At 66.0% G+C, this 21372-nt stretch carries 17 protein-coding genes and 1 pseudogene; 6 read left to right on the forward strand and 12 right to left on the reverse strand.

The features are described 5' to 3' along the window. Positions 1 to 468: 468 nt before the first annotated feature. Positions 469 to 1443: an NADPH:quinone oxidoreductase family protein gene (locus tag AAFG16_RS00575; protein ID WP_342736483.1), complete on the reverse strand. Its 975-nt coding sequence runs from the start codon at positions 1441 to 1443 to the stop codon at positions 469 to 471. Positions 1444 to 1661: 218 nt separating this feature from the next. On the opposite strand from AAFG16_RS00575, the gene AAFG16_RS00580 reads away from it, so the two are divergent. The 6 genes from AAFG16_RS00580 (at position 1662) to argG (ending at position 7587) form a co-directional block, all read left to right on the forward strand. Next, on the forward strand, positions 1662 to 2501 hold the full coding sequence (locus AAFG16_RS00580) for an SDR family oxidoreductase (RefSeq protein ID WP_342736485.1): 840 nt from the start codon (positions 1662 to 1664) through the stop codon (positions 2499 to 2501). Between the two features lie 117 nt (positions 2502 to 2618). Next, a complete protein-coding gene (locus AAFG16_RS00585) occupies positions 2619 to 3263 on the forward strand; it encodes an invasion associated locus B family protein (protein ID WP_342736487.1) in 645 nt (214 codons plus the stop codon). 200 nt (positions 3264 to 3463) lie between these two features. Further along, positions 3464 to 4666 (forward strand): 23S rRNA (adenine(2503)-C(2))-methyltransferase RlmN, encoded by a 1203-nt coding sequence (rlmN, locus tag AAFG16_RS00590; protein ID WP_342736489.1) that lies wholly within the window; start codon positions 3464 to 3466, stop codon positions 4664 to 4666. Positions 4667 to 4800: 134 nt separating this feature from the next. Further along, positions 4801 to 5295, forward strand: a complete 495-nt coding sequence (locus AAFG16_RS00595) for a hypothetical protein (RefSeq protein ID WP_283083080.1) — start codon at positions 4801 to 4803, stop codon at positions 5293 to 5295. Between the two features lie 83 nt (positions 5296 to 5378). After that, positions 5379 to 6155 (forward strand): phosphatase PAP2 family protein, encoded by a 777-nt coding sequence (locus AAFG16_RS00600; protein ID WP_283083081.1) that lies wholly within the window; start codon positions 5379 to 5381, stop codon positions 6153 to 6155. Between the two features lie 94 nt (positions 6156 to 6249). Beyond that, a complete protein-coding gene (gene argG / locus AAFG16_RS00605; protein ID WP_342736491.1) occupies positions 6250 to 7587 on the forward strand; it encodes an argininosuccinate synthase in 1338 nt (445 codons plus the stop codon). A gap of 193 nt (positions 7588 to 7780) precedes the next feature. Here the strand turns inward: argG and AAFG16_RS00610 are convergent, their stop codons facing one another. The 11 genes and pseudogenes from AAFG16_RS00610 to AAFG16_RS00660 form a co-directional block, all read right to left on the reverse strand. Continuing rightward, complete coding sequence (locus AAFG16_RS00610) at positions 7781 to 10012, reverse strand: OmpA family protein (protein ID WP_342736493.1); 2232 nt, start codon at positions 10010 to 10012, stop codon at positions 7781 to 7783. Positions 10013 to 10178: 166 nt separating this feature from the next. Continuing rightward, positions 10179 to 10439: a hypothetical protein gene (locus AAFG16_RS00615; protein ID WP_283087134.1), complete on the reverse strand. Its 261-nt coding sequence runs from the start codon at positions 10437 to 10439 to the stop codon at positions 10179 to 10181. Between the two features lie 83 nt (positions 10440 to 10522). After that, positions 10523 to 10909, reverse strand: a pseudogene (locus AAFG16_RS00620) (VOC family protein). Between the two features lie 24 nt (positions 10910 to 10933). After that, the gene (locus AAFG16_RS00625; protein ID WP_342736495.1) at positions 10934 to 11758 is read right to left on the reverse strand and encodes an FkbM family methyltransferase; all 825 of its coding nucleotides are present in this window, start codon (positions 11756 to 11758) and stop codon (positions 10934 to 10936) included. A gap of 227 nt (positions 11759 to 11985) precedes the next feature. Continuing rightward, positions 11986 to 13941, reverse strand: coding sequence for an ABC transporter ATP-binding protein/permease (locus AAFG16_RS00630; protein ID WP_342736497.1), 1956 nt, complete (start codon positions 13939 to 13941; stop codon positions 11986 to 11988). A 53-nt stretch (positions 13942 to 13994) separates the two neighbouring features. Then, positions 13995 to 16133, reverse strand: coding sequence for an ATP-binding protein (locus tag AAFG16_RS00635; RefSeq protein WP_342736499.1), 2139 nt, complete (start codon positions 16131 to 16133; stop codon positions 13995 to 13997). A 190-nt stretch (positions 16134 to 16323) separates the two neighbouring features. After that, positions 16324 to 17106 (reverse strand): succinate dehydrogenase iron-sulfur subunit, encoded by a 783-nt coding sequence (locus tag AAFG16_RS00640; protein WP_283083087.1) that lies wholly within the window; start codon positions 17104 to 17106, stop codon positions 16324 to 16326. Between the two features lie 102 nt (positions 17107 to 17208). After that, positions 17209 to 19044, reverse strand: coding sequence for a succinate dehydrogenase flavoprotein subunit (gene sdhA, locus AAFG16_RS00645; protein ID WP_342736501.1), 1836 nt, complete (start codon positions 19042 to 19044; stop codon positions 17209 to 17211). A gap of 3 nt (positions 19045 to 19047) precedes the next feature. Next, positions 19048 to 19452: a succinate dehydrogenase, hydrophobic membrane anchor protein gene (sdhD, locus tag AAFG16_RS00650; RefSeq protein WP_027561806.1), complete on the reverse strand. Its 405-nt coding sequence runs from the start codon at positions 19450 to 19452 to the stop codon at positions 19048 to 19050. Next, positions 19449 to 19847, reverse strand: coding sequence for a succinate dehydrogenase, cytochrome b556 subunit (sdhC, locus tag AAFG16_RS00655; RefSeq protein ID WP_027561807.1), 399 nt, complete (start codon positions 19845 to 19847; stop codon positions 19449 to 19451). Before sdhC ends, sdhD begins: the two co-directional genes overlap by 4 nt. A gap of 400 nt (positions 19848 to 20247) precedes the next feature. Beyond that, positions 20248 to 21153: a LysR family transcriptional regulator gene (locus tag AAFG16_RS00660; RefSeq protein WP_283083089.1), complete on the reverse strand. Its 906-nt coding sequence runs from the start codon at positions 21151 to 21153 to the stop codon at positions 20248 to 20250. Positions 21154 to 21372: the final 219 nt, after the last annotated feature.

The raw sequence follows: 21372 nt of genomic DNA on the forward strand, positions 1-21372 counted from the left end.
TCGTCTCCATGGTGATGCTCCCCATTACTGACGCTACTCAGGGGCATCCCGGCTTCAGTCTTCTTATTATTGTCCAGAAGCGCCCCGCGAACTGGAACCGGTAAATCGCCGTCTGAATCAGCCCAAAAAACGACAGCGGTTTGCGCGAATCAGGAAATATTTGGGTTTGATTGCGGCAAGGCCGGGGAATGCACCGCCATTTTGGCGTATTCCGTTGAGGGTAGATTTACCAAGCGGGCCATGTGCGACGTCGCGCGAACAGCCGCGAGCGCCCATGCTGCCTGTCCCATCATCGGTGTCATGCCCCGCCACCGGGTCTCGCCTTCGGCGAGCCCGATGACAGGCTCCAGCGGGGCAGCCAGCACGCCGCTGCCTCGCGGTTAAGTCACTCGCGTCTCTGGAATATGCAGTCGCCTGGTCAAGCCGGGCGACGACAGTGAGTGTGTGAGGATTGCGTAGGTCGCATCCTCACGGATGCAGGATCACCTTGCCCATGGCCTGACGTCCCGCCAGCACCTTCAGAGCGTCGGCGGTCTGCGCCAGCGGGAAGGTGCGGTCGACATGCGATGAAATCTTTCCTTCCGCGGTCCACTTCACGAGCTTTTCGAGATTGGCGCGGTTCTTCTCCGGGTTGAGCCGGGTCCAGGCGCCCCAAAACACGCCGCGGATGTCGCAGCCTTTCAGCAGCGCAAGGTTCAGCGGCATTTTCGGAATGTCGCCGGCGGCAAAGCCGATGACGAGGAAACGGCCTTCCCAGGCGATCGAGCGCAGCGCCTGCTCGGCATACGCACCACCAACCGGATCGAAGATGATGTCGACGCCCTTGCCGCCGGTGAGTTTTTTCAAGCCTTCCTTCAGATCTTCCTTGGCGTAGTTCAGCGTCAGCTCGGCGCCGTGCGCCTTGGCGAATTCGAGCTTCTCGTCCGACGAGGCGCAGGCGATCACCTTCAGGCCCATCAGCTTGCCGAGCTCGCAGGCAGCGAGGCCCGTGCCGCCGGCAGCTCCAAGCACCGCGAGCGTCTCGCCCGGCTTCGGGCTCGCGCGATCTTCCAGCGCATGCAGCGCGGTGCCGTAGATGATGATGATGCCGGCCGCGCGGTCATAGTCGAGATTGTCCGGAATCTTCACGATCGACGCCGCCGGCAGCGCGATCTTCTCGCGCGCGCCATTGTGGCCGCAGGAGGCGACGACGCGATCGCCGACCTTGAGGTCAGTGACGCCAGGGCCGATGCTCTCGATCACGCCCGCGACTTCCGCGGCCGGCGAGAACGGGAACGGCGGCTTGATCTGGTACTTGCCCTGGATCATCAGGAGGTCGAAGAAGTTCAGCGCCGCCGCCTTGATCGCGATCACGGCTTCGCCGGGACCCGCCACCGGATCCGGCACCTCGGCGAGCACGAGATCGTCGGGCTGGCAATATTGCGAGCAGAGGATGGCTTTCATGGCGGCACCTTGGGGCGTTTCGAGTGGAGTTATGGTTGGGCCGGTTTTGCCGGATTTGGGCAGTGGCGACAATCCGGATTCTTTGCCGGATGCCATGTTCGGCCTATCCTCGTCATTGCGAGCGAAGCGAAGCAATCCAGACTATTTCCGCAGGACGGATTCTGGATTGCTTCGCTTCGCTCGCAATGACGGAGTGTTCGGAGACAAGGATTCAAACGATGTTTGAAACAGGTCTGCTCAGGGACAAGCGCATTCTCGTCACCGGCGGCGGCTCGGGGCTTGGCGCTGCGATGGGGCGCCGCTTCCTCGCGCTCGGCGCTGAGCTCGTGATTTGCGGCCGCAAGCTCGACCGGCTCGAAGCAACCGCGCGCGAGATGCGCGAAGAGATCGGCGGCAGGGTCACGACGATCGTCTGCGACATTCGCGATGGCACGGCTGTCGACAGCATGATGGACGCGATCTGGCGTGAAGCGCCGCTCGACATCCTCGTCAACAATGCTGCCGCGACCTTCATCGCTCAGAGCGAGCATCTCTCCTTCCGCGCAGCGGATGCCATCCTCGCACCGACGCTGCACGGCGCGATGTATTGCACGCTCGCCGCCGGCAAGCGCTGGATCGAGCGCCAGCACAAGGGCGTCGTGCTCTCGATCCTCTCGACCTCCACCATCACCGGCCGCGCCTTCACCGTTCCCTCGGCGATGGCGAAGTCGGCGGTGCTGGCGATGACCAAGAGTCTCGCCGTGGAATGGGGCCCGAAGGGCATCCGCACCGTCGCGATCGCGCCGGGCCCGTTCCCGACCGCCGGCGCATCGGGGCAGCTCCGCCCCGAGGGCCGCGACGAAGGCTGGACCACGCGCAACCCGCTTGGGCGTACCGGCGAGCACGGCGAACTCACCGATCTCGCCAGCTTCCTGGTCTCCGACCGCGCCGGCTACATCAACGGCGAGATGGTGGTGATCGATGGTGGCGCGCATTTGCGCAGTTCCGGCGCGGAGGATTTGTTGCGTTGGACCGACGCGCAATGGGCCGCGCAGCGCGCCGCGCGATCCAGGGCCTAGTCGCCGCGACTTCCGCTAACTGCCTTCCCAAATTGAGCTTTCCCGGCTATCCCTGCGCCGGGGACAACGCGCAGCCGGGCCATCTTCCAGTCACAATATTGAGGGAACCACTCCAGCATGTGGCGGGTGCTGATTTTAGCTTTGATGAGTGGCGTGCTGACCGGGGGAATCGCCGATTCCGCGCGGGCGCAGACGGCGCAACCCGCGCCCAAGCCTGCACCGGCTGCACCGAAAGCGGCTGCGCCGGCCGCAAAGACGGCGGCAAAGCCCGAGAGCAAACCGGCGGCCCCGCCCGCTGCGGTTGCCGGCGGCGCGGAGCCGACGCTGATCGGCCAGTTCGGCACCTGGGGCGCTTATTCGGCGACGCCCAACGGCAAGAAGGTCTGCTTCGCGCTGGCGAAACCCTCGTCGTCGAAGACCAATCCGCCGAATCGGCCGCGCGATCCGGCCTATGCCTTCGTCTCGACCCGGCCGGCGGAGAAGGTGAACAACGAAGTCTCGGTCATGATCGGCTACGCGCTGAAGCCGGGGTCGGAATCCTCGGTCGAGGTCGGCGGCGCCGCGTTTGCGATGTACACGCAGGGCGACGGCCTCTGGATCAAGAACGCGGCCGAGGAGGAGCGGATGGTCGAGGCCATGCGCAAATCCGCCGATCTCGTGGTCAAGGGCGTCTCGGCCAAGGGGACGGAGACGACCGACACCTTCTCGCTGAAGGGTCTCGCCCAGGCGCTCGACAAGATCGCCCAGGATTGTAGGCGGTAACGCCTAGTCGTTAAGGCTGAGGGCGATAAGGTCGCAATCGGCAGTTCCGGTTGCTATATAGGGGCGGTTCCAGATTTCTTCCGTCATTCCGGGGCGCGCGAAGCGCGAACTACGATGCCCGGTTGGGCACCTGAGAATCTCGAGGTTCCGGGTTCAGCTCTTCGAGCTGCCCAGAACGACCACAGCAATTAGGCCCATAGATGCAACCGACGACCGAGCCGCACAACGCAATCCTGGTGGAGAAGACTCCACTCGAAACCTATGTGCCGCCGGCAAAGCCGTCGCTGATCGGCCTGTCTCGCAATGAACTCGCCGATCGCCTCGGCGAGGTCGGCGTCGCGCCCGCCCAGCGCAAGATGCGCGTGCAGCAGCTCTGGCACTGGCTCTATTTCCGCGGCGCCCAAAGCTTCGACGAGATGACCTCGATCTCGAAGGGCATCCGCGCCGATCTCGCGCAGCATTTCACCGTCAACCGCCCCGAAGTCGTCGCCGAGCAGATCTCCAACGACGGCACCCGCAAATGGCTGCTGCGTCTGCCGAGCGGCGACAATGTCGAGAAGGCGCATGAAGTCGAGTGCGTCTACATCCCCGAGACCGATCGCGGCACGCTCTGCGTCTCCTCGCAGGTCGGCTGCACGTTGAATTGCTCGTTCTGTCACACCGGCACGCAGCGCCTGGTGCGCAACCTCACCGCCGGCGAGATCGTCGGCCAGATCATGGTCGCGCGCGATCGTCTGAACGATTGGGCCGATCGCGAGGACGGCACCCGCCGCGTCACCAACATCGTGATGATGGGCATGGGCGAGCCGCTCTACAATTTCGATGCGGTGCGCGATGCGCTTCTCATCGTCGGCGACAATGAAGGTATCGGTATCTCCCGCCGCCGCATCACGCTGTCGACGTCGGGCGTGGTGCCGAACATCGTGCGCGCCGGCGAGGAGATCGGCGTCATGCTCGCGATCTCGCTGCATGCGGTGCGCGACGAGCTGCGCAACGAGCTGGTGCCGCTCAACCGCAAATATCCGATCAAGGAGCTGCTGCAGGCCTGCCGCGATTATCCCGGCGCCTCGAATGCGCGCCGCATCACCTTTGAATATGTGATGCTCAAGGGCGTCAACGATTCGCTCGACGATGCAAAGCTGCTGGTGAAGATGCTCAAGGGCATCCCGGCAAAAATCAACCTGATCCCGTTCAATCCCTGGCCCGGCACGGCCTATGAATGCTCGGACTGGGACCAGATCGAAAAATTCTCCGAATACATCTTCAACGCCGGCTATTCCTCGCCGGTGCGTACGCCGCGCGGCCGCGACATCCTCGCCGCCTGCGGCCAGCTCAAGTCGGAGACCGAAAAGCTCTCGGCCCGCGAGCGCCAGGCGCTGCGCGCCATGGCGATGACGGATTAGCTAGACATGTGCGTGCTCTCGCCTCCTCGTCATTGCGAGCGAAGCGAAGCAATCCAGACTGTCACCGCGGAAGCAGTCTGGATTGCTTCGTCGCAAGTGCTTCTCGCAATGACGGAAGTGGTGGTTTTGGCATCATGTCCCTGATCGGCCGCCTCATCGTCATCTTCATCGGCTTCCTCGCCGCCTGCTTCGTCGGCGGGATGATCGTCGTCATTGCGCTGCTGTTTCCGGAGTTCGCCGATCTCGGCGCCGGCCCCGTGGATCAGGGCGCCATCGACATCCTGCTCGGCTTCGGCTTCATCTTCGTCTCGGGCTTTGCGCTGGTGCCTGCGGCGGTGATCGTCGCGATCACCGAGGCGCTCTATATCCGCAGCGCGCTCGCTTATGCCGTCGGCGGCGGTCTCGTCGGGCTCGCCTGCTATCTCGGTCTCGTTCCCTTCCACCCCGACACCTTGCAGTTCGAAGGCATCGTGCGGCGGCATCTGGAAATCATGACCGGCGCAGGCATCGTTGCCGGCGCGGTCTATTGGCTGATTGCCGGCCGCAATGCCGGCGCCTGGCGCATCCCGCCGCCCCCGCACAAGCCGCCTCCGCCGCTGCCGTCGAATTCGCGGCCGGATGTGCGGTGACTTTCTCACCCTCCCCTGGAGGAGGAGGATGGGCACTTCCGTTGGGGTTTCCATCCCTGCCCCACTCCGCTAAACCGCGCGCCATGAACCGGACTGGACTCTTCATCGCCCTGGCGCTGTGGCTCGTGATCGGCGTCGTTTTCGGCCTTTATCCCGAGCTCGATCTCAAGCTCGCGTCACTGTTCTTCGACCCCGAGACCAAGACGTTTCCGCTCAAGCTGAATGAATGGGCCGGCGTCGCGCGTGATGCCGCGATGTGGGTCTCCTGGGCGTTCGTGCTGCCGCCGCTGGTCGCGCTCGTGGTCAAGATGATCCGGCCCGACCGTCCCTTGATGGTGTCGGGGCGCGCGATCGTGTTCCTGCTCGTCACCATCATCCTGTCGGCCGTCATCATCACCAACCTCACCTTCAAGACCTATTGGGGCCGGCCGCGCCCGGTGGTGGTGACCGAGTTTGCCGGCGACCAGCAATTCGTGGCGTGGTGGGATCCGCGTGGCGACTGCGCGCGCAACTGCTCTTTTTTCTCGGGTGAGGGCGCGACCGCCTTCTGGACGCTGGCGCCGGCCGCGCTGGCGCCGCCGCCATGGCGGCCGCTCGCCTATACCGGCGCGGTCGTCTTCGGCCTCGTCACCAGTGGCCTGCGCATGGCTTTCGGCGGCCACTTCTTCACCGACGTCTCGACCGCCGGCCTCGTCACCTTCGTGGTGATCTGGCTCTTCTACGCGCTGATTTACCGCTGGCCGCGAACCCGGTTCTCGGACGCGGCGGTCGATGCCGCCCTGACCCGGCTGAACATGCCCGCCTACCGGCTGCGCCAGCGCCTGTTCGCCCGCAGAGCGGGCGCCGAACCCTCGGTTTGAGCCATTAAATGGGTGCCGAGCCCGGCGAAATTTGTTATTCGCCCGGTCAAGTTCCTTCCTGACACCAGCCCTTTGAGACCCGATTGGAAGCCCCATGACCACGATCCTGAAAAGCCTGCCCAAGGGTGAGAAAGTCGGCATCGCGTTTTCCGGCGGTCTCGACACCAGCGCGGCGCTGCTCTGGATGAAGCAGAAGGGGGCGCGCTGCTACGCCTACACCGCCAATCTCGGCCAGCCCGATGAGGCCGACTACAACGAGATCCCGCGCAAGGCCGAAGCGTTCGGCGCCGAGAAGGCCGTGCTGGTCGATTGCCGCACGCAGCTGGTGCACGAAGGCATCGCCGCGATCCAGTCCGGCGCCTTCCACATCTCGACCGGCGGCATCACCTATTTCAACACCACGCCGCTCGGACGCGCGGTGACCGGCACGATGCTGGTCGCGGCGATGAAGGAGGACGGCGTCAACATTTGGGGCGACGGCTCGACCTTCAAGGGCAACGACATCGAGCGCTTCTACCGCTACGGCCTGCTCACCAATCCTGCCTTGCGCATCTACAAGCCCTGGCTCGACCAGCAGTTCATCGACGAGCTCGGCGGCCGCGCCGAGATGTCGGCGTTCATGACGGCGCAGGGCTTTGCCTACAAGATGAGCGCGGAGAAGGCGTATTCGACCGACAGCAATCTGCTCGGCGCGACGCACGAAGCCAAGGATCTCGAGAGCCTCGACAGCAGCATCAAGATCGTCAACCCGATCATGGGCGTGCCGTTCTGGCGTGACGACTGCACTGTGAAGGCCGAGAAGGTCGTGGTGCGGTTCGAGGAGGGACAGCCGGTCGCGCTGAACGGCCAGACCTTCACCGATCCCGTCGCGCTGTTCCTCGAAGCCAACGCTATCGGCGGTCGCCACGGCCTCGGCATGAGCGACCAGATCGAAAACCGCATCATCGAGGCCAAGAGCCGCGGCATTTACGAGGCGCCCGGCATGGCGTTGCTGCACATCGCCTATGAGCGCCTCGTCACCGGCATTCACAACGAGGACACCATCGAGCAGTACCGCATCAGCGGCATGCGTCTTGGCCGTCTGCTGTATCAGGGCCGCTGGTTCGACTCGCAGGCCTTGATGCTGCGCGAGACCGCGCAGCGCTGGGTCGCGCGCGCCGTCACCGGCGAGGTGACGCTGGAGCTGCGCCGCGGCAACGATTATTCTATTTTGAACACGGAAAGTCCGAACCTCACCTATGCGCCTGAAAGGCTCAGCATGGAGAAGGTCGAGGATGCCGCCTTCACGCCGGCCGACCGCATCGGCCAGCTTACCATGCGCAACCTTGATATCGCGGATACGCGTACCAAGCTCGGTCTCTACTCGAAGACCGGCCTGCTCTCGAGCAGCGAAGGCTCGCAGATCTTCAAGCTCGAGAGCGACAAGGGCTGACACTCTCGCTCTCGTAGGGTGGGCAAAGCGCAGCGTGCCCACCACCTTTCCACGAAGGCAGTGATGGTGGGCACGGCGCGTGCGCGCCTTTGCCCACCCTACGAGTTCGCGGCCCGTGTCACCAGGCCGCGCGTAATCGCCCAAAACAAAAATGGCCGGGATCGCTCCCGGCCATTTGCATTTGTATGTGCCGTTACCGCGGCGGCGCGGTGCCGGGCGGGGGCGGCGGCAGCGAGGCCGTGCCGCCGTTGAGCAGCGGCGTGATGCGGCGGATGGTGACGCGCCGGTTGATCAGGCTCGGCCCTTGCGTCTGCTCCTTCAGATACTGCTCGCCGTAGCCCTGCGACGTCAGGTTCTCGGCGGGCACGTTGAACTGCTGCGTCAGCAATTCGGCCGCCGCCTGCGCACGGCGGTCCGAGAGCGACAGATTGTCGACCTCGTTGCCGACCGCGTCGGTGTGTCCCTCGATCAGGAACACCTCGCGCGGGTTGCGCTGGATCGCCTGGTTGAGGCCGTCGGCAATCACCTGAAGCCGGGCCGCCTGGTCCGGCGGGATGGTCCACGATCCCGTCTCGAAGTTGATCGTGTTGACGTCGATGCTCGGCATCTGCATGCGGACATTGGGGCTGTAGCGGATCTCGTCGAGCGAGTAGCGCCGATCGATCCGCTGCACCGGCGGTGCCTGCATGGTCGCGTAGATCACGTCCGGCGATGCTTCCTGGGCATCGACGATGTAGCGATCGTAGGGGATGTTCACGACCGGCGGCGGCACGTCGACATAGAAGCCGCCGACCGACCGCGGATCGCGGTAGCTGTTGTCGATGATGACGATCTCGCGCCCGCCAGGGTCCCTGCGGATTCGCCGTAGCAGCGAACCGTCCGGGCCGACCACGGTGATCACCTCGCTGCCATCGGGACGGATCACGACAGTGCGGGTTTCGCCGCCTTCGTTGAAGGTGCGGATGTCGCGGGCACCATAGCGGAAGCGGTAGAGATCGTTGCCGCGGACATAGGACTGCCCGCCCGGATCGCTGATGATGATGCGATCCGGCTCGGTGTAGACGGTACGGCCGCCCTCGATGACCTCGCGCCGCTGGTTGTGCATGTCGGCGATGGTCGCGCCGATCACGGCGCCGGCCACCACGCCAGCACCGATCGCGAGCGGCGTCAGGTCACGCTGCGGCGGACGCGGCGGAGGCGGCAACGGTGCTGCGATCGTCGGCGCGGCCTGGAAGGCCGGGGCGACCGTCGGCGGACGGTATTGGGCCCGGTCGGGCGGAGGCGTAGCAGCCGCGGAGCCGGGGACGACCGTCGGAGCTGCAGCGCCGGCGGGTGCCGCGGGCCGGGGCGGGAGACCGCCCGCCTGGGGCGGCGCAGCCGGAGCTCCGGCCGCGGGCGCGCCAGCAGGAGGCGTTCCACCCTGTTGGCCGGGCGTCGGCGTCGGGGCTGGAGCCGCGCCGGGCGTCGGCGTCGGCGTGGGAGCCGCGCCGGGCGCTGGCGCCGCCGCACCAGGGCGTCCGGGCGGCGGGGTCGGAGTGCCAGTGGGAGCCGGCGTGGCCGTGGCTCCCGGAGCCGGCGATCCCGCGGCCGGCGGCGCGCCCGGGCGTCCGCCGCCGGGCGGCGGTCCGCCGGGACGGCCTGCTGGCGTGCTGCCCGGAGCCGGCGTTGCGGTCGGCGCAGGCGTTGCCGCCGGAGCGGGCGTCGCTGTCGGAGTGGGAGTAGGCGCGGGCGCGCCGGGACGGGCCGCAGGCGCAGCCGCTGCAGGCGGGGTCGCGGGTGTCGGCGTCGCCGTCGGCGCAGGTGTAGGTGCAGGCCGCGCCGGGGGAGCCGCGGCCGGAGGCGGCGGCGTCGGAGTCGGCGGGTGAGCTGCGGGCGCCGGGGTCGTCGGAGCATGCTGCTGCGGAGCCGCGGCAGGCGGCGGCGCTGGCGGCGCTGGCGGCGTCGGCGCCGGACGAGCTGCAGGCGGTGGTGGAGGCGGCGGTGGCGGGGCGTGCTGCTGCGGAGCCGCGGCCGGAGGCGGCGACGGCTGCTTCGGAGCGGCAGGCGGTGGAGGCGGCGGCGGCGCAGCCGGGCGGGCCGCAGGCGGAGGCGGTGGCGGCGGAGGCGCTGCTGGGCGTGGCGGTGCGGCGGCAGGCGGCGGCGCGGCCGGCGGGTGAGGCGGTGCGGCAGCCGGCGGCGGCGCAGCTGGTGGGTGAGGCGGTGCAGCGGCGGGCGGCGGTGCGGCCGGACGTGCGGGCGCTGCAGGCGGCGCAGCCCCTGGCGGTGCCTTCGGCGGCTGCTTCGGTTTTCCGTCAGGGCCCGTTTCTTGAGTCTGGGCCTGCGCGACCACGAGCGGCGAAGCGCTTTGCGCATGCGATGCGGAGCTTGCCAATTGCATCGCGGTCAGAGCCGTGGTCGCAAGCAGCACGAAACGAAGGTTGGTCATGTGGTGAACTTCCCCGGAAGGTTCTTTGACGAAGTGTTGGGATGAACAGCTACGCGTTAGGCCGGATTGTGGCGAGCGAAGCAGTGGCGGGCCGATTTATTTCTGCATGTAAATCACGTCACTATAGCGACGTTCATTGCGCATTCAGACGCTGGTTGCAATCGCCTCACATGTGATGGTTCGTCTCATGTGTGATCCGCGGCGAAGTTGCATCCGTCGCAGGATTCGGCGTGAGCGGCCCGTTCGGTCCGCGTGGTGGAATCTCCTCAGGGATGCGGCCCGGCAGTTCGTCGGGCCGCGGTGATTCGCCGGGCTCGCGCACAGGCGGCGTGATTTCAGGCTGCGGGTTGCCCGGCGGAATTCCCGGTGGCGGCTCGCTCGGAGTGCCCGGTGTCGACGGCGGAATCTCGGGCGGTTCGATCGGCATCGGCATCATCAAGATCAGTTGTCCGGAAAACGACAACGATGATGCCGCGCCGATGTTCCTTGTCGCGGCATCTCGGAATCCGCCTATTCCGGCGCGTGGCAGACGGCTTCGATGTTGTGGCCGTCGGGATCGAGCACGAACGCGCCGTAATAGTTCGCGTGATAGTGCGGGCGGATGCCGGGCGCGCCGTTGTCGCGGCCGCCGGCGGCCATCGCCGCCTTGTAGAAGGCATCGACCGTGGCGCGGTCTTTCGCTGCAATCGCGACATGCACCGGCTTGTTCATCGCGCCCTCGGCACCGAACCAGAAGTCCGGCTTGCCGTCCGCGCCGAAGCCGGCTGCTGCGGCGTGACCGGTCTGCTCGGCCGTGACTTACATGATCAGGCCGTAGCCGAGTGGCGCCAGCGCCTTGGCATAGAACGCCTTCGCGCGCTCATAGTCGGAGACGGAAAAGCCCAAATGGTCGATCATCGCAAGCTCCGTTGTTCGTTCCTGTCAGCGCGACAGGAAGGTATTGCTCCGCGTCTTGCGCACGATCGCAAAGCCGCGCGCGACCATGTCGGCAATACAATCCTGCTGCCATTCGTTTTGTGACAGATGTTCGATCACCACCGCGCGCGGCCACAGCGATTGCGGCGCGTCGCGGAAGAAGCCGATCAGAACACGGTCCTCAAAGCCCTCGACGTCGATCTTGAGTGAATCGACCTGTGCGACGCCGGCCTCCTCGAGAATGCGCGTGAGCCGCAGCGACGGCACCTTGATCGCCTCGGCACTGGCGGTACCGGTGACGACATGCGTGGCGCCGAGATTGCCGCCGCCGCTCTCGATCATCAGTTCACCGTCGCTATCGCCGGCCGCGGCCTGCACCAGGCTCACCTGCGTTGCTCTCGATGCGGCATGGTTGAACGAGAGTCGTCCGAATGTCAGCGGATGCGGCTCGATCGCAACCACCTTGCCTGATGGGCCAACCTGCCGCGCCATGACCAAGGCAAAGGTGCCGACATTGGCGCCGACATCGACGAATGTGCCGCCCGCCGGCGTATGCTGGCGCAGGAAGTCGAGCTCGTCGAGATTGTAGTCGGGATTGAACAACGCGCCGCGCTCGGTCGCGCTGCCCTGGTGATAGAGCCGGAACGAGGCGCCCTGGTACTGCACGTCGACCGGGCCGCCGCGCAGCAGGTTCACCAGCCGCGACATCCACGGCCGGAACGCCCCGCGCTTCAGCCCCGACTGCTGCGTCAGGCGAATGATCGCGGCCTGCGCCGCATTCGGCGCAAACGCGCCGAACGGCGCGGTCGATGGGGCGGTGTCGGGCGTCAAGCAGGCGGTCCTCATTGCAGGCGGCGCATGCATAGCCGGTTTTGGTGGAGGCCACAATTTCAGTGTCGTCCCGGGGCGCGAAGCGAACCCGGGACCCATAACCACAGGGAGGCGTGTGGCGCGAGACGCCCACTCCGAGTCTTCGCCAAACCTCTCCCTGTGGGTATGGATCCCGGATCTTCGCTCCGCTTCGCTGCGCTTGTCCGGGACGACAGAGAGAGCGAGCCTCACGCTGCTTTCTTCGGCGCCTTGCGCTGCCTCAGGAATCGCCCGAGCAGTCTGCGCTTGCCTTTGCGCGGGATCAAATCCACGTCGCTGACGAGTTTTGCGCCGCCCTTGCGGCGCTCCAGCACGATCTTGCGGCTGTGGAAGGCTTCCAGCTCGACGCGATGCGCGACGCTGACGATGGTCGCCTTCGGCAGCTCGTCGGTGACCATTTTCATCATCTTGTCCTGGCTCTTCTCGTCGAGCGCCGAGGTCGCTTCATCGAGCACGACGATGTCGGGGTTGTGCAGCAAGAGCCGCGCGAAGGCGAGGCGCTGCTTCTCGCCGCCCGACAGCGTCTGGTCCCACGGCCCCTCTTCCTCGATCTTCTCCTTGAGATGATCGAGGCCGACCTTGTGCAGGGCCTCGCCGATCTCCGCCTCGCTCCAGTTCTCGGCAGCACCTGGATAGGCGACAGCACGGCGCAAGCTACCCGACGGCACGTAGGGCCGCTGCGGCAGCATGAACAACCGCCGGTCGGCATGGAAATTGACGCTGCCGCCGCCCCAGGGCCACAGCCCGGCGATGGCGCGCACCAGCGTGCTCTTGCCGGTGCCGGATTCACCGGCGACCAGAAGGCGCTCGCCGGGCTCGATCACCACTTCGGTCTCGCCGACGACAGCCGTGCCGTCATCGAGCGTGACGGAGAGATCCTTCAGCTCTAGCATGGCGTCGTTTTTGGTTTCACCGCGCTTGATGCGGCCGAAGCCGTCGCCCTGTTCGGCGCGTTCGAGACCGTCGAGCGACATCATCAGCGAGGCGATGCGGCGCGCGCAGGCATTCCAGTCAGCGAGCCGCGGATAATTGTCGACCAGCCAGCCGAATGCGCTCTGCACGATGGTGAAGGCGGACGCCGCCTGCATCACCTGCCCGAGCGTCATGCTGCCGTCGAGGAATTTTGGCGCGCAGAGCAACAGCGGCACGACGGGAGCAACGAGGCTCGAACCCTGCGACACCAGCGTGGTGCGCATGTGCTGGCCCGCAAGCAGCGCCCATTGCCGCAGCACGCTGGTAAAATTGCGGTCGATGCCGTCGCGCTCTTCCTCCTCGCCGCCGAGCAGCGCGATGCTCTCGCCGTTCTCGCGCACGCGCGTGAGCGTGTAGCGAAAATCGGCTTCCGCCTGGTTCTTGTCCTCGGACACCTGCACGAAGCGCCGCCCGATCACCATGATCGAGCCCGAGGCGATCGCGGCGTAGAGGATCGCGGCGATCACGAGAAAGCCGGGTATGGTGATCGCCGAGCCGCCGAGCGTCACGGTGAGCGCGCCGCCGATGGTCCAGAGCACGACGATGAAGGTCGCGGCCGACAGCAGCGCCGAGGTCACGCCGGCGAGGAAGTCGACCGGCGAATCGGTCGCGATGCGCAGATCCTCGGCGATGCGGTATTCCGGATTCTCGTGGTCGCCGCCGACGAGATTGAGCTGATAGTAGCGGCCATTCTTGAGCCAGCGCGTCAGCACGCTTGCAGTCAGCCAGGCGCGCCAGCGCCGCTGGATGCCCATGCGCGCGAACACTTGCGCGACGCCGAACACGATGCTGCCGATCGCGAGCGGGAAGAACACGGCGGTGAGATGAAACACGCTCGCCGCATCGCGCTTTTCGATGGCGTCGAAGATCGCGCGATTCCAGACATTGATGCCGTACTGGAAGCCGACGGTGAGGACGATCAGCACGACGAGGCCGATCGAGAACGGCCAGGCCAGCCGGTCGCCGTTGCGGCCCCAGAAGCCGCGCGCGCTGATCCAGAAGCGCGTCAGCAGATAATCCTTGCGGACCTGCTCGGCCTCCTCCGGCGACAGCTCGGGGTCGGGCTCGAGCAATTCGGGCGGTGGCGGGGCGACGTCATCGCCACTCTCGCCGGTGATCTCGACGATGGGCGGCTTGTCGCCCTGTTCGCGCTTTGCGGCCGGCTTCTGCATGCGCGGACAACGCAAAGGAAATCAACCGGTTCCCCTCGGTTCCGGAGTACCTGTCATTCCGCGGCGCCGTCGCGCACCCGGCGCAGCCGCGCAGCCCTGTAGAGAACCTGCGACAGCTCCTCGATCGAATAGGGCTTTTGCACGAGGTCGAAGCCGAGGCTGCGCTCCTGCGCGAGCGCCTCGCTGTAGCCGGTCGTCAGCACCACCGGCACGCCGATGCCGCGGTCGCCGATTGCGTGCGCGAGGTCGAGCCCGGTCATCCCCGGCATCACCACATCCGAGAACACGACGTCGAAACGGTCTGCATCGACGACGAGTTCGGCGAGCGCGTCGGTCGCGTTGTCGACGAGCGTGATGCTGTAACCGAGCTCGGTGAGGCCGTCGGCGGCGAAATTCGCCAGCTCGATATTGTCCTCGACCACCAGCACCGACATGCCGCTGCCGGCCAATGCCGGCGCGGTGTTCGGCGCCTGACGCTGCGGCAGCAGGTCCGCCGGCACGCGCGGCAGATAGAGCGAGAAGGTGCTGCCCTGGCCGACCTCGCTGATCACGGTCACCTCGCCGCCGGACTGCCGGGCGAAGCCGAACACCTGCGACAGGCCGAGGCCGGTGCCGTGGCCGACCTGCTTGGTGGTGAAGAACGGCTCGAAGATGCGGCCGAGCCGCGCGGCGGGAATGCCGATGCCGGTGTCGCTGACCGCGATGCTGACGAAGCCGTGGCTGCCGACAAGGTGGGCCAGCGAGTCCGGCACGGTCGTCGCCGGCTGCACGGCGAAGGTGATCCTGCCCTTGCCCTGCATGGCGTCGCGCGCATTGGTCGCCATGTTGATCAGCGCGGTCTCGAACTGGCCGGCATCGGCATTGACGAGGCAGGGCTCGGCCGGCAGCCGGATCGCGATCTCGATCGCCGAGCCGAGCAGCGTGGCGAGCATGTCGTGCAGCGATCGAATCCGCGCGCCGACGTCGAACACTTCCGGCTTCAGGGTTTGCCGCCGCGCAAAGGCGAGCAGCTGCGAGGTCAGCTTGGCCGCGCGCGCGACCGCGTCCGCGATGGCGGTGACGTAGCGCTGCCGCCGCTCCTCGGTCAGCTGCGGCCGGTTCAACAGGTCGACCGAGGCGCGGATCACCGTCAGCAGATTGTTGAAGTCGTGCGCGACGCCGCCGGTGAGTTGCCCCAGCGCTTCCAGCCGCTGGCTGTGCTTGAGCGCCTCCTCGGCCTCACGCCGCGCGGCGGCCTCGGCCTGGAGATGCTGGGTGCGGCGGAATGCCAACGCCAGCAGCAGGAACAGCAGCGCGGTGGCGGGCACGCCGAACACCAGATGCTGGCCGATGGTGGCGTACCAGCGCGCGCGAATCGCCGAGGTCTCGAGGCCCGCGCTGACATAGATCGGATATTCGGCGACGCGCCGGTAGCCGATGCGGCGCTCGATCCCGTCCGAGGCCCAGTCGATGGTCATGAGGCCGTGGTCCGGGTGAGCTGCGATCTTCTGGCCGACCGGCCCGGCTGGATCGAGCCGGAGATCGCGGTCGAGCCGCGGAAAATGCGCCAGCACCGTGCCGTCGGTGCGCCCGATCGCGAAGAAGCTGCCGGGGTCGGTGCCGATCCTGCCATAGAAGCTCTCGAAATATTCCGGCAGGACGGAAGCCTGGATCACGCCGATGAAACGGCCGTCGTCGGAGTCGCGGCGGCGGCTGACGCCGAAGAAGCGCGCGCCCTGATAGGGCGGACGCGGCGTCAGCGGCGTGCCGATGAAGGTGCCGATGCTATGGTCGACATGGGCGAGGAAATAGTCGCGGTCGGCAAACCTCTGCTCCGGCGGCGGCGAGACGAGGCTGTTGACCAGCGACCGTCCATCCGCATCGAAGATCCAGGCCGATTTCAGCTGCGGCAGCGAATCGGTCAGTCGCTTCAGGCGCTGATGCAGCGCCGGCTCGCGCGCGCGGATCGCATCGTCGGGAAGGCCGCGCACGACCTCGTTGATCTCGGCGAGGCTGCGGTCGATGGTCTCGAACACCTTGAGCGCGTGCTCATGGGCGACGTCGAGCGTGCGCTCGATCTCGCGGTCGGCGATGTCGTTGGTCGAGGTGTAGGAGATCCTGGAGGCGAAGACGAACAGCGCAATCGGGAGCGCCAGGGATGCAGCCATCATCCACTGCAACAGTCTCAGCGAGTTGCGTTGCGCGCCCTGCACGGTCGCTCCCGGTCCCTGGCCGGAGAGCTTACTTGAATTTCCCGCCGGGAAGGAAGCGGCTTATGAATGGAACCTTTGGTTGTGTTCCAAGGATTCGCGCGCGACGCGGGCCGTGGTAAATTCTACTCAAACTGACGTCGATCGTGGAATGCCCCGGCCGCGGCGGCCGGGGTCGTGGCATGATTGAGGCCTAGATCTGCCGCTCGACCATCTTGAGCTTGAGCTCGGCGATGGCTTCCGCCGGGTTCAGGCCCTTCGGGCAGGCCTTGGCGCAGTTCATGATGGTGTGGCAGCGGTAGAGGCGGAACGGGTCCTCGAGATTGTCGAGCCGCTCGCCGGTTGCCTCGTCGCGGGAGTCCGAGACCCAGCGGTTGGCCTGGAGCAGCGCAGCGGGGCCGAGATAGCGCTCGCTGTTCCACCAATAGCTCGGGCACGAGGTCGAGCAGCAGGCGCACAGGATGCACTCGTAGAGGCCGTCGAGCTTCTCGCGGTCCTCGTGGCTCTGGCGCCATTCCTTCTGCGGCGTCGGCGAGGTCGTCTTCAGCCACGGCTCGACCGAGGCATACTGCGCGTAGAAGTTGGTGAGGTCGGGGACGAGGTCCTTCACGACAGGCTGATGCGGCAGCGGATTGATCTTCACCGCGCCGTCCTTGACGTCGTGCATCGAGCGGGTGCAGGCCAGCGTGTTCTGGCCGTCGATGTTCATGGCGCAGGAGCCGCAGACGCCTTCGCGGCAGGAGCGGCGGAAGGTCAGCGTCGGGTCGATGTGGTTCTTGATCCAGATCAGCCCGTCCAGCACCATCGGACCGCAATCATGGGTGTCGACGTAATAGGTGTCGACGCTCGGATTCTTGCCGTCGTCAGGATTCCAGCGATAGACGCGAAACTCGCGCAGCTCGGTCGCGCCCGCGGGCTTCGGCCAGGTCTTGCCGCCGGTAATCTTGGAGTTCTTCGGAAGTGCGAATTCAACCATTAGTCCTGCCTCTGGTTTCTTTCGTCATGCGCGGGCTTGACCCGCGCATCCATCGTTGAAGGATGGATTGCCGGGTCGAGCCCGGCAATGACAAGCAGCAAATCAATACACGCGCGCCTTCGGCGGGATGTACTGCACGTCGTTGGTCATGGTGTAGTCGTGAACCGGGCGGTACTCGATCTTGACCTTGCCGGAATCGTCCAGCCAGGCCAGCGTGTGCTTCATCCAGTTCTTGTCGTCGCGCGCGGAGAAGTCCTCGCGGGCATGGGCGCCGCGGCTCTCGGTGCGGTTGGCGGCCGAGTTCATCGTCACCACCGCCTGCGAGATCAGATTGTCGAACTCCAGCGTCTCGACGAGGTCCGAATTCCACACCAGCGAGCGGTCGGACACGGCGATGTCGGTGATGCCGCTGTGGACCTTCTGGATCAGGTTTTGGCCTTCGCTCAGGACTTCGCCGGTGCGGAACACTGCGCAATTGTTCTGCATCACGTGCTGCATGCCTTCGCGCAGCTTTGCGGTCGGCGTGCCGCCGGAGGCGTAGCGATAATGGTCGAGGCGGCCGAGCGCGAGCTCGGCCGAGTTCGCCGGCAGCTCCGGCTGCTTGGCATTGGGTGTGAGCTTCTCGGCGAGGCGCAGCGCCGCGGCGCGGCCGAACACCACGAGGTCGATCAGCGAGTTGGAGCCGAGGCGGTTGGCGCCGTGCACGGAGACGCAGGCCGCTTCGCCGATCGCCATCAGTCCGGGGATCACCGCGTTATCGTCGCCGTCCTTCTTGGTCAGCACTTCGCCGTGATAGTTGGTGGGGATGCCGCCCATGTTGTAGTGCACCGTCGGCACGATCGGGATCGGCTCGCGCGTCACGTCGACATTGGCGAAGATCTTTGCGGATTCGGAGATGCCCGGCAGCCGCTCGGCGAGCACTGCGGGATCGAGATGGTCGAGATGAAGGAAGATGTGGTCCTTCTTCTTGCCGACGCCGCGGCCTTCGCGGATCTCGATGGTCATCGCCCGCGAGACGACGTCGCGCGAGGCGAGGTCCTTCGCCGACGGCGCGTACCGTTCCATGAAGCGCTCGCCCTCGGAGTTGACGAGATAGCCGCCTTCGCCGCGCGCGCCTTCGGTGACGAGACAGCCCGAGCCGTAGATGCCGGTCGGGTGGAACTGCACGAACTCCATGTCCTGCATCGGCAGGCCGGCGCGCAGCACCATGCCGCCGCCGTCGCCGGTGCAGGTGTGCGCCGAGGTGCAGGAGGCGTAGGCGCGGCCGTAGCCGCCGGTCGCGAGGATCACAGTCTGGGCGCGGAAGCGGTGCAGCGTGCCGTCGTCGAGCTTGAGCGCGATGACGCCGCGGCAGGTGCCCTGGTCGTCCATGATCAGGTCGATGGCGAAGAATTCGATGAAGAACTCGGCCGCGTGGCGCAGCGACTGGCCATACATCGTGTGCAGCATGGCGTGGCCGGTGCGGTCGGCAGCGGCGCAGGTACGCTGCGCCTGACCCTTGCCGTAGTCCATGGTCATGCCGCCGAACGGACGCTGATAGATCTTGCCGTCCTCGGTGCGCGAGAACGGCACGCCCCAATGCTCGAGCTCGTAGACCGCGTCGGGCGCGTTGCGCACCATGTATTCGATCGCGTCCTGGTCGCCGAGCCAGTCCGACCCCTTCACGGTGTCGTACATGTGCCAGCGCCAGTCGTCCTTGTGCATGTTGCCGAGCGAGGCGGAGATGCCGCCCTGCGCCGCAACCGTGTGCGAGCGGGTCGGAAACACCTTGGTGATGCAGGCGGTGCGCAGACCGGCTTCGCTGCAGCCGACCACGGCGCGCAGGCCCGCGCCGCCGGCGCCGACCACGACGACGTCATAGGTGTGGTCTTCGATCGGATAGGCTTTGCCGTTGGTGGCGGGAGCGCCGTTGCCCTTGCCATTCGTCTCGTTGGCCATGGGTTACACTCCGGATGACAGTTGGAGAATCGCGTAGATCGAGGCGAGCGCGACCGCGATCGAGAAGAAATTGTTGAGCATGATCGCGGTGAGCTTCAGCTTCTCGTTGTGGACGTAGTCCTCGATCACGACCTGCATCCCGATCTTCATGTGCCAGGCGCTGGCGATGATGAAGAGCACCATGATGATGGCGACCGGGAGCGAGCCGAGGATCTGCTTGGCGCCAGCCTGGTTGCGGCCGAGCAGCATCATGATGATCACCAGCACCGGGATCATCAGCAGCGTCATCGCCACCGCGGTGAGGCGCTGGCGCCAGAAGTCGGACGTGCCGGAATGCGCCGCGCCGAGATTGCGGACGCGGCCGAGCGGGGTGCGCATGCTGCGCTTCGGCGTATCGGTCGCGCTCATCGTCCACCTCCGATCGCGTAGGCGATGATCCAGATCAGCACCGTCAGGGCGATGCCGCCGATCGCTGCCCCCCAGGTCAGCGCCTCGCGCTCATTGGCCTTGAAGCCATAGCCGAGGTCCCAGACGAAATGTCGGATGCCGCTAAGCATATGGTGCATCAGCGCCCAGGTGTAACCGAACACGATCAGCCGGCCGATGATGCTGCCGGTGAAGGCCTGGACATGGGCATAGGCGGCGGGGCCGGAGGCCGCCGCGATCAGCCACCAGGCCAGCAGCAGGGTTCCGACGTAGAGGGCAATACCGGTGGCGCGGTGGACGATGGACAGGGCCATCGTCAGCGTCCAGCGGTAGACTTGCATATGTGGTGAAAGCGGTCGTTCGATCCGTGCGGTCATGGGCTTTGATGTTTTATGGCGGCCCAACAGGGCGCGCGCGGGGATCGCGAGAGGTCGGCTCTATTTACGGAGTCGGTTTCGCCTGCGCAATCACCAAATCGCCATAAATCGAACCTGCGTTCAGCTCTAGACCCTTGATGAAACAAGGCCAATCAGGTCTTGGTATACCAGAAGGTCGGTCCGCCAACGAAGAAGGGAATCCATATTCATCATTTCGAAAGTGCCGAGGCGCGTTGAAATTGCTATTGGAACACCTCTAAACGGACCATGCGTCCAAACCGGGCAGAGATCGGCCAAAGGCGTCGCCAGCCTCATTCACCCGGGCGCCGACCTTCCCCCTCACCATCCGATTTGATCCGGTCCGGATATGCGCAACCTGCATTCCACCCCGCCGCGGAGATCAGCGGCTGAGCGGATCGCTTCCGCGCCACCGCTCGACCAGGAAATCGATGAAGGCGCGAATCTTCGTCGAGCCCAGTCGCGACGGCTGATACAGCGCGTTCAGCGGCGCCGGCGCAGGCTCGTGCTCGCGCAGCAGACGTCGCAGGCGTCCTTCCGCCAGTTGTTTCTCCACCTGCCATGACGGCACGCGGACGATGCCCGCGCCGTTCTCGGCGGCGGCGGCGAGCGCATCGAGGCTGTTGACCCAGAGTCGTCCCGAGATGCGGATTCGCGTTCCGCCGTTCGCCTCGCGGCCGAATCGCCAGGTTGCGGCGCCCGGCGCGTCCGAAAACACCAGGCAATCATGCTGCGCCAGATCGGCAGGCGTATGCGGCTCGCCGCGGCGTGCGAGGTAATCGGGCGAGGCGCAGTGAATCATCTGCACTTCCGCCAGCTTTCGCATCACCAGTTGCGAATCCGGCATGCGCCCGACGCGAAGCGCCAGGTGAACGTCCTCCTCGATCAAATCGACATTGCGATCGACCAGCAGCAGGTCCACCGAGAGCGACGGATAGGTGCGCAGGAAATCGCCGAGCAGCGGTGCGATCAGCAGGCGCCCCATCAATGTGGGCGCGCTCACGTTCAGCCGTCCGGACGGCTCGCGGCGATTTCCGGCCAGGCCCTCTTCGATCTCCTTGAGCTCGCCCAGGATCGATTTGGCGCGCTCGTAGAGCATGCGTCCATCCTCCGTGAGCGCGAGCTGCCGCGTCGTCCGCATCAGCAGGCGCGTGCCGAAGTGGCGCTCGAGCGCGGAAATCTGCCGGCTCACCGATGTCAGAGAGCTCGGCAACGATCGCGCCGCCGCCGACAGACTGCCGTGGTCCACGGCCCGCACAAAGGTCGCCATCGCCGCAATCTGGTCCATGGCCATCCTTCCGCATATCGCAAGAGAGTATATCGACTGTCAGAGATAGCGCCGAAAAACGGAAGGGTCTACGTTGCGGTGGCTCCAAGCAGTCCGGGACTTCCCATGCCCACCCATGTCAGCCTGACGTCCATCCCCCACCGGCGCACCGCGCCCGCCCTCGCCGCCGCAGCAGCCGTCTGCGTCGCGCATTCGCGAGAGCTGCCGACGGATCGCCGC

The sequence above is a fragment of the Bradyrhizobium sp. B117 genome, from assembly GCF_038969555.1.
In the GTDB taxonomy this organism is placed as follows: Bacteria; Pseudomonadota; Alphaproteobacteria; order Rhizobiales; family Xanthobacteraceae; genus Bradyrhizobium.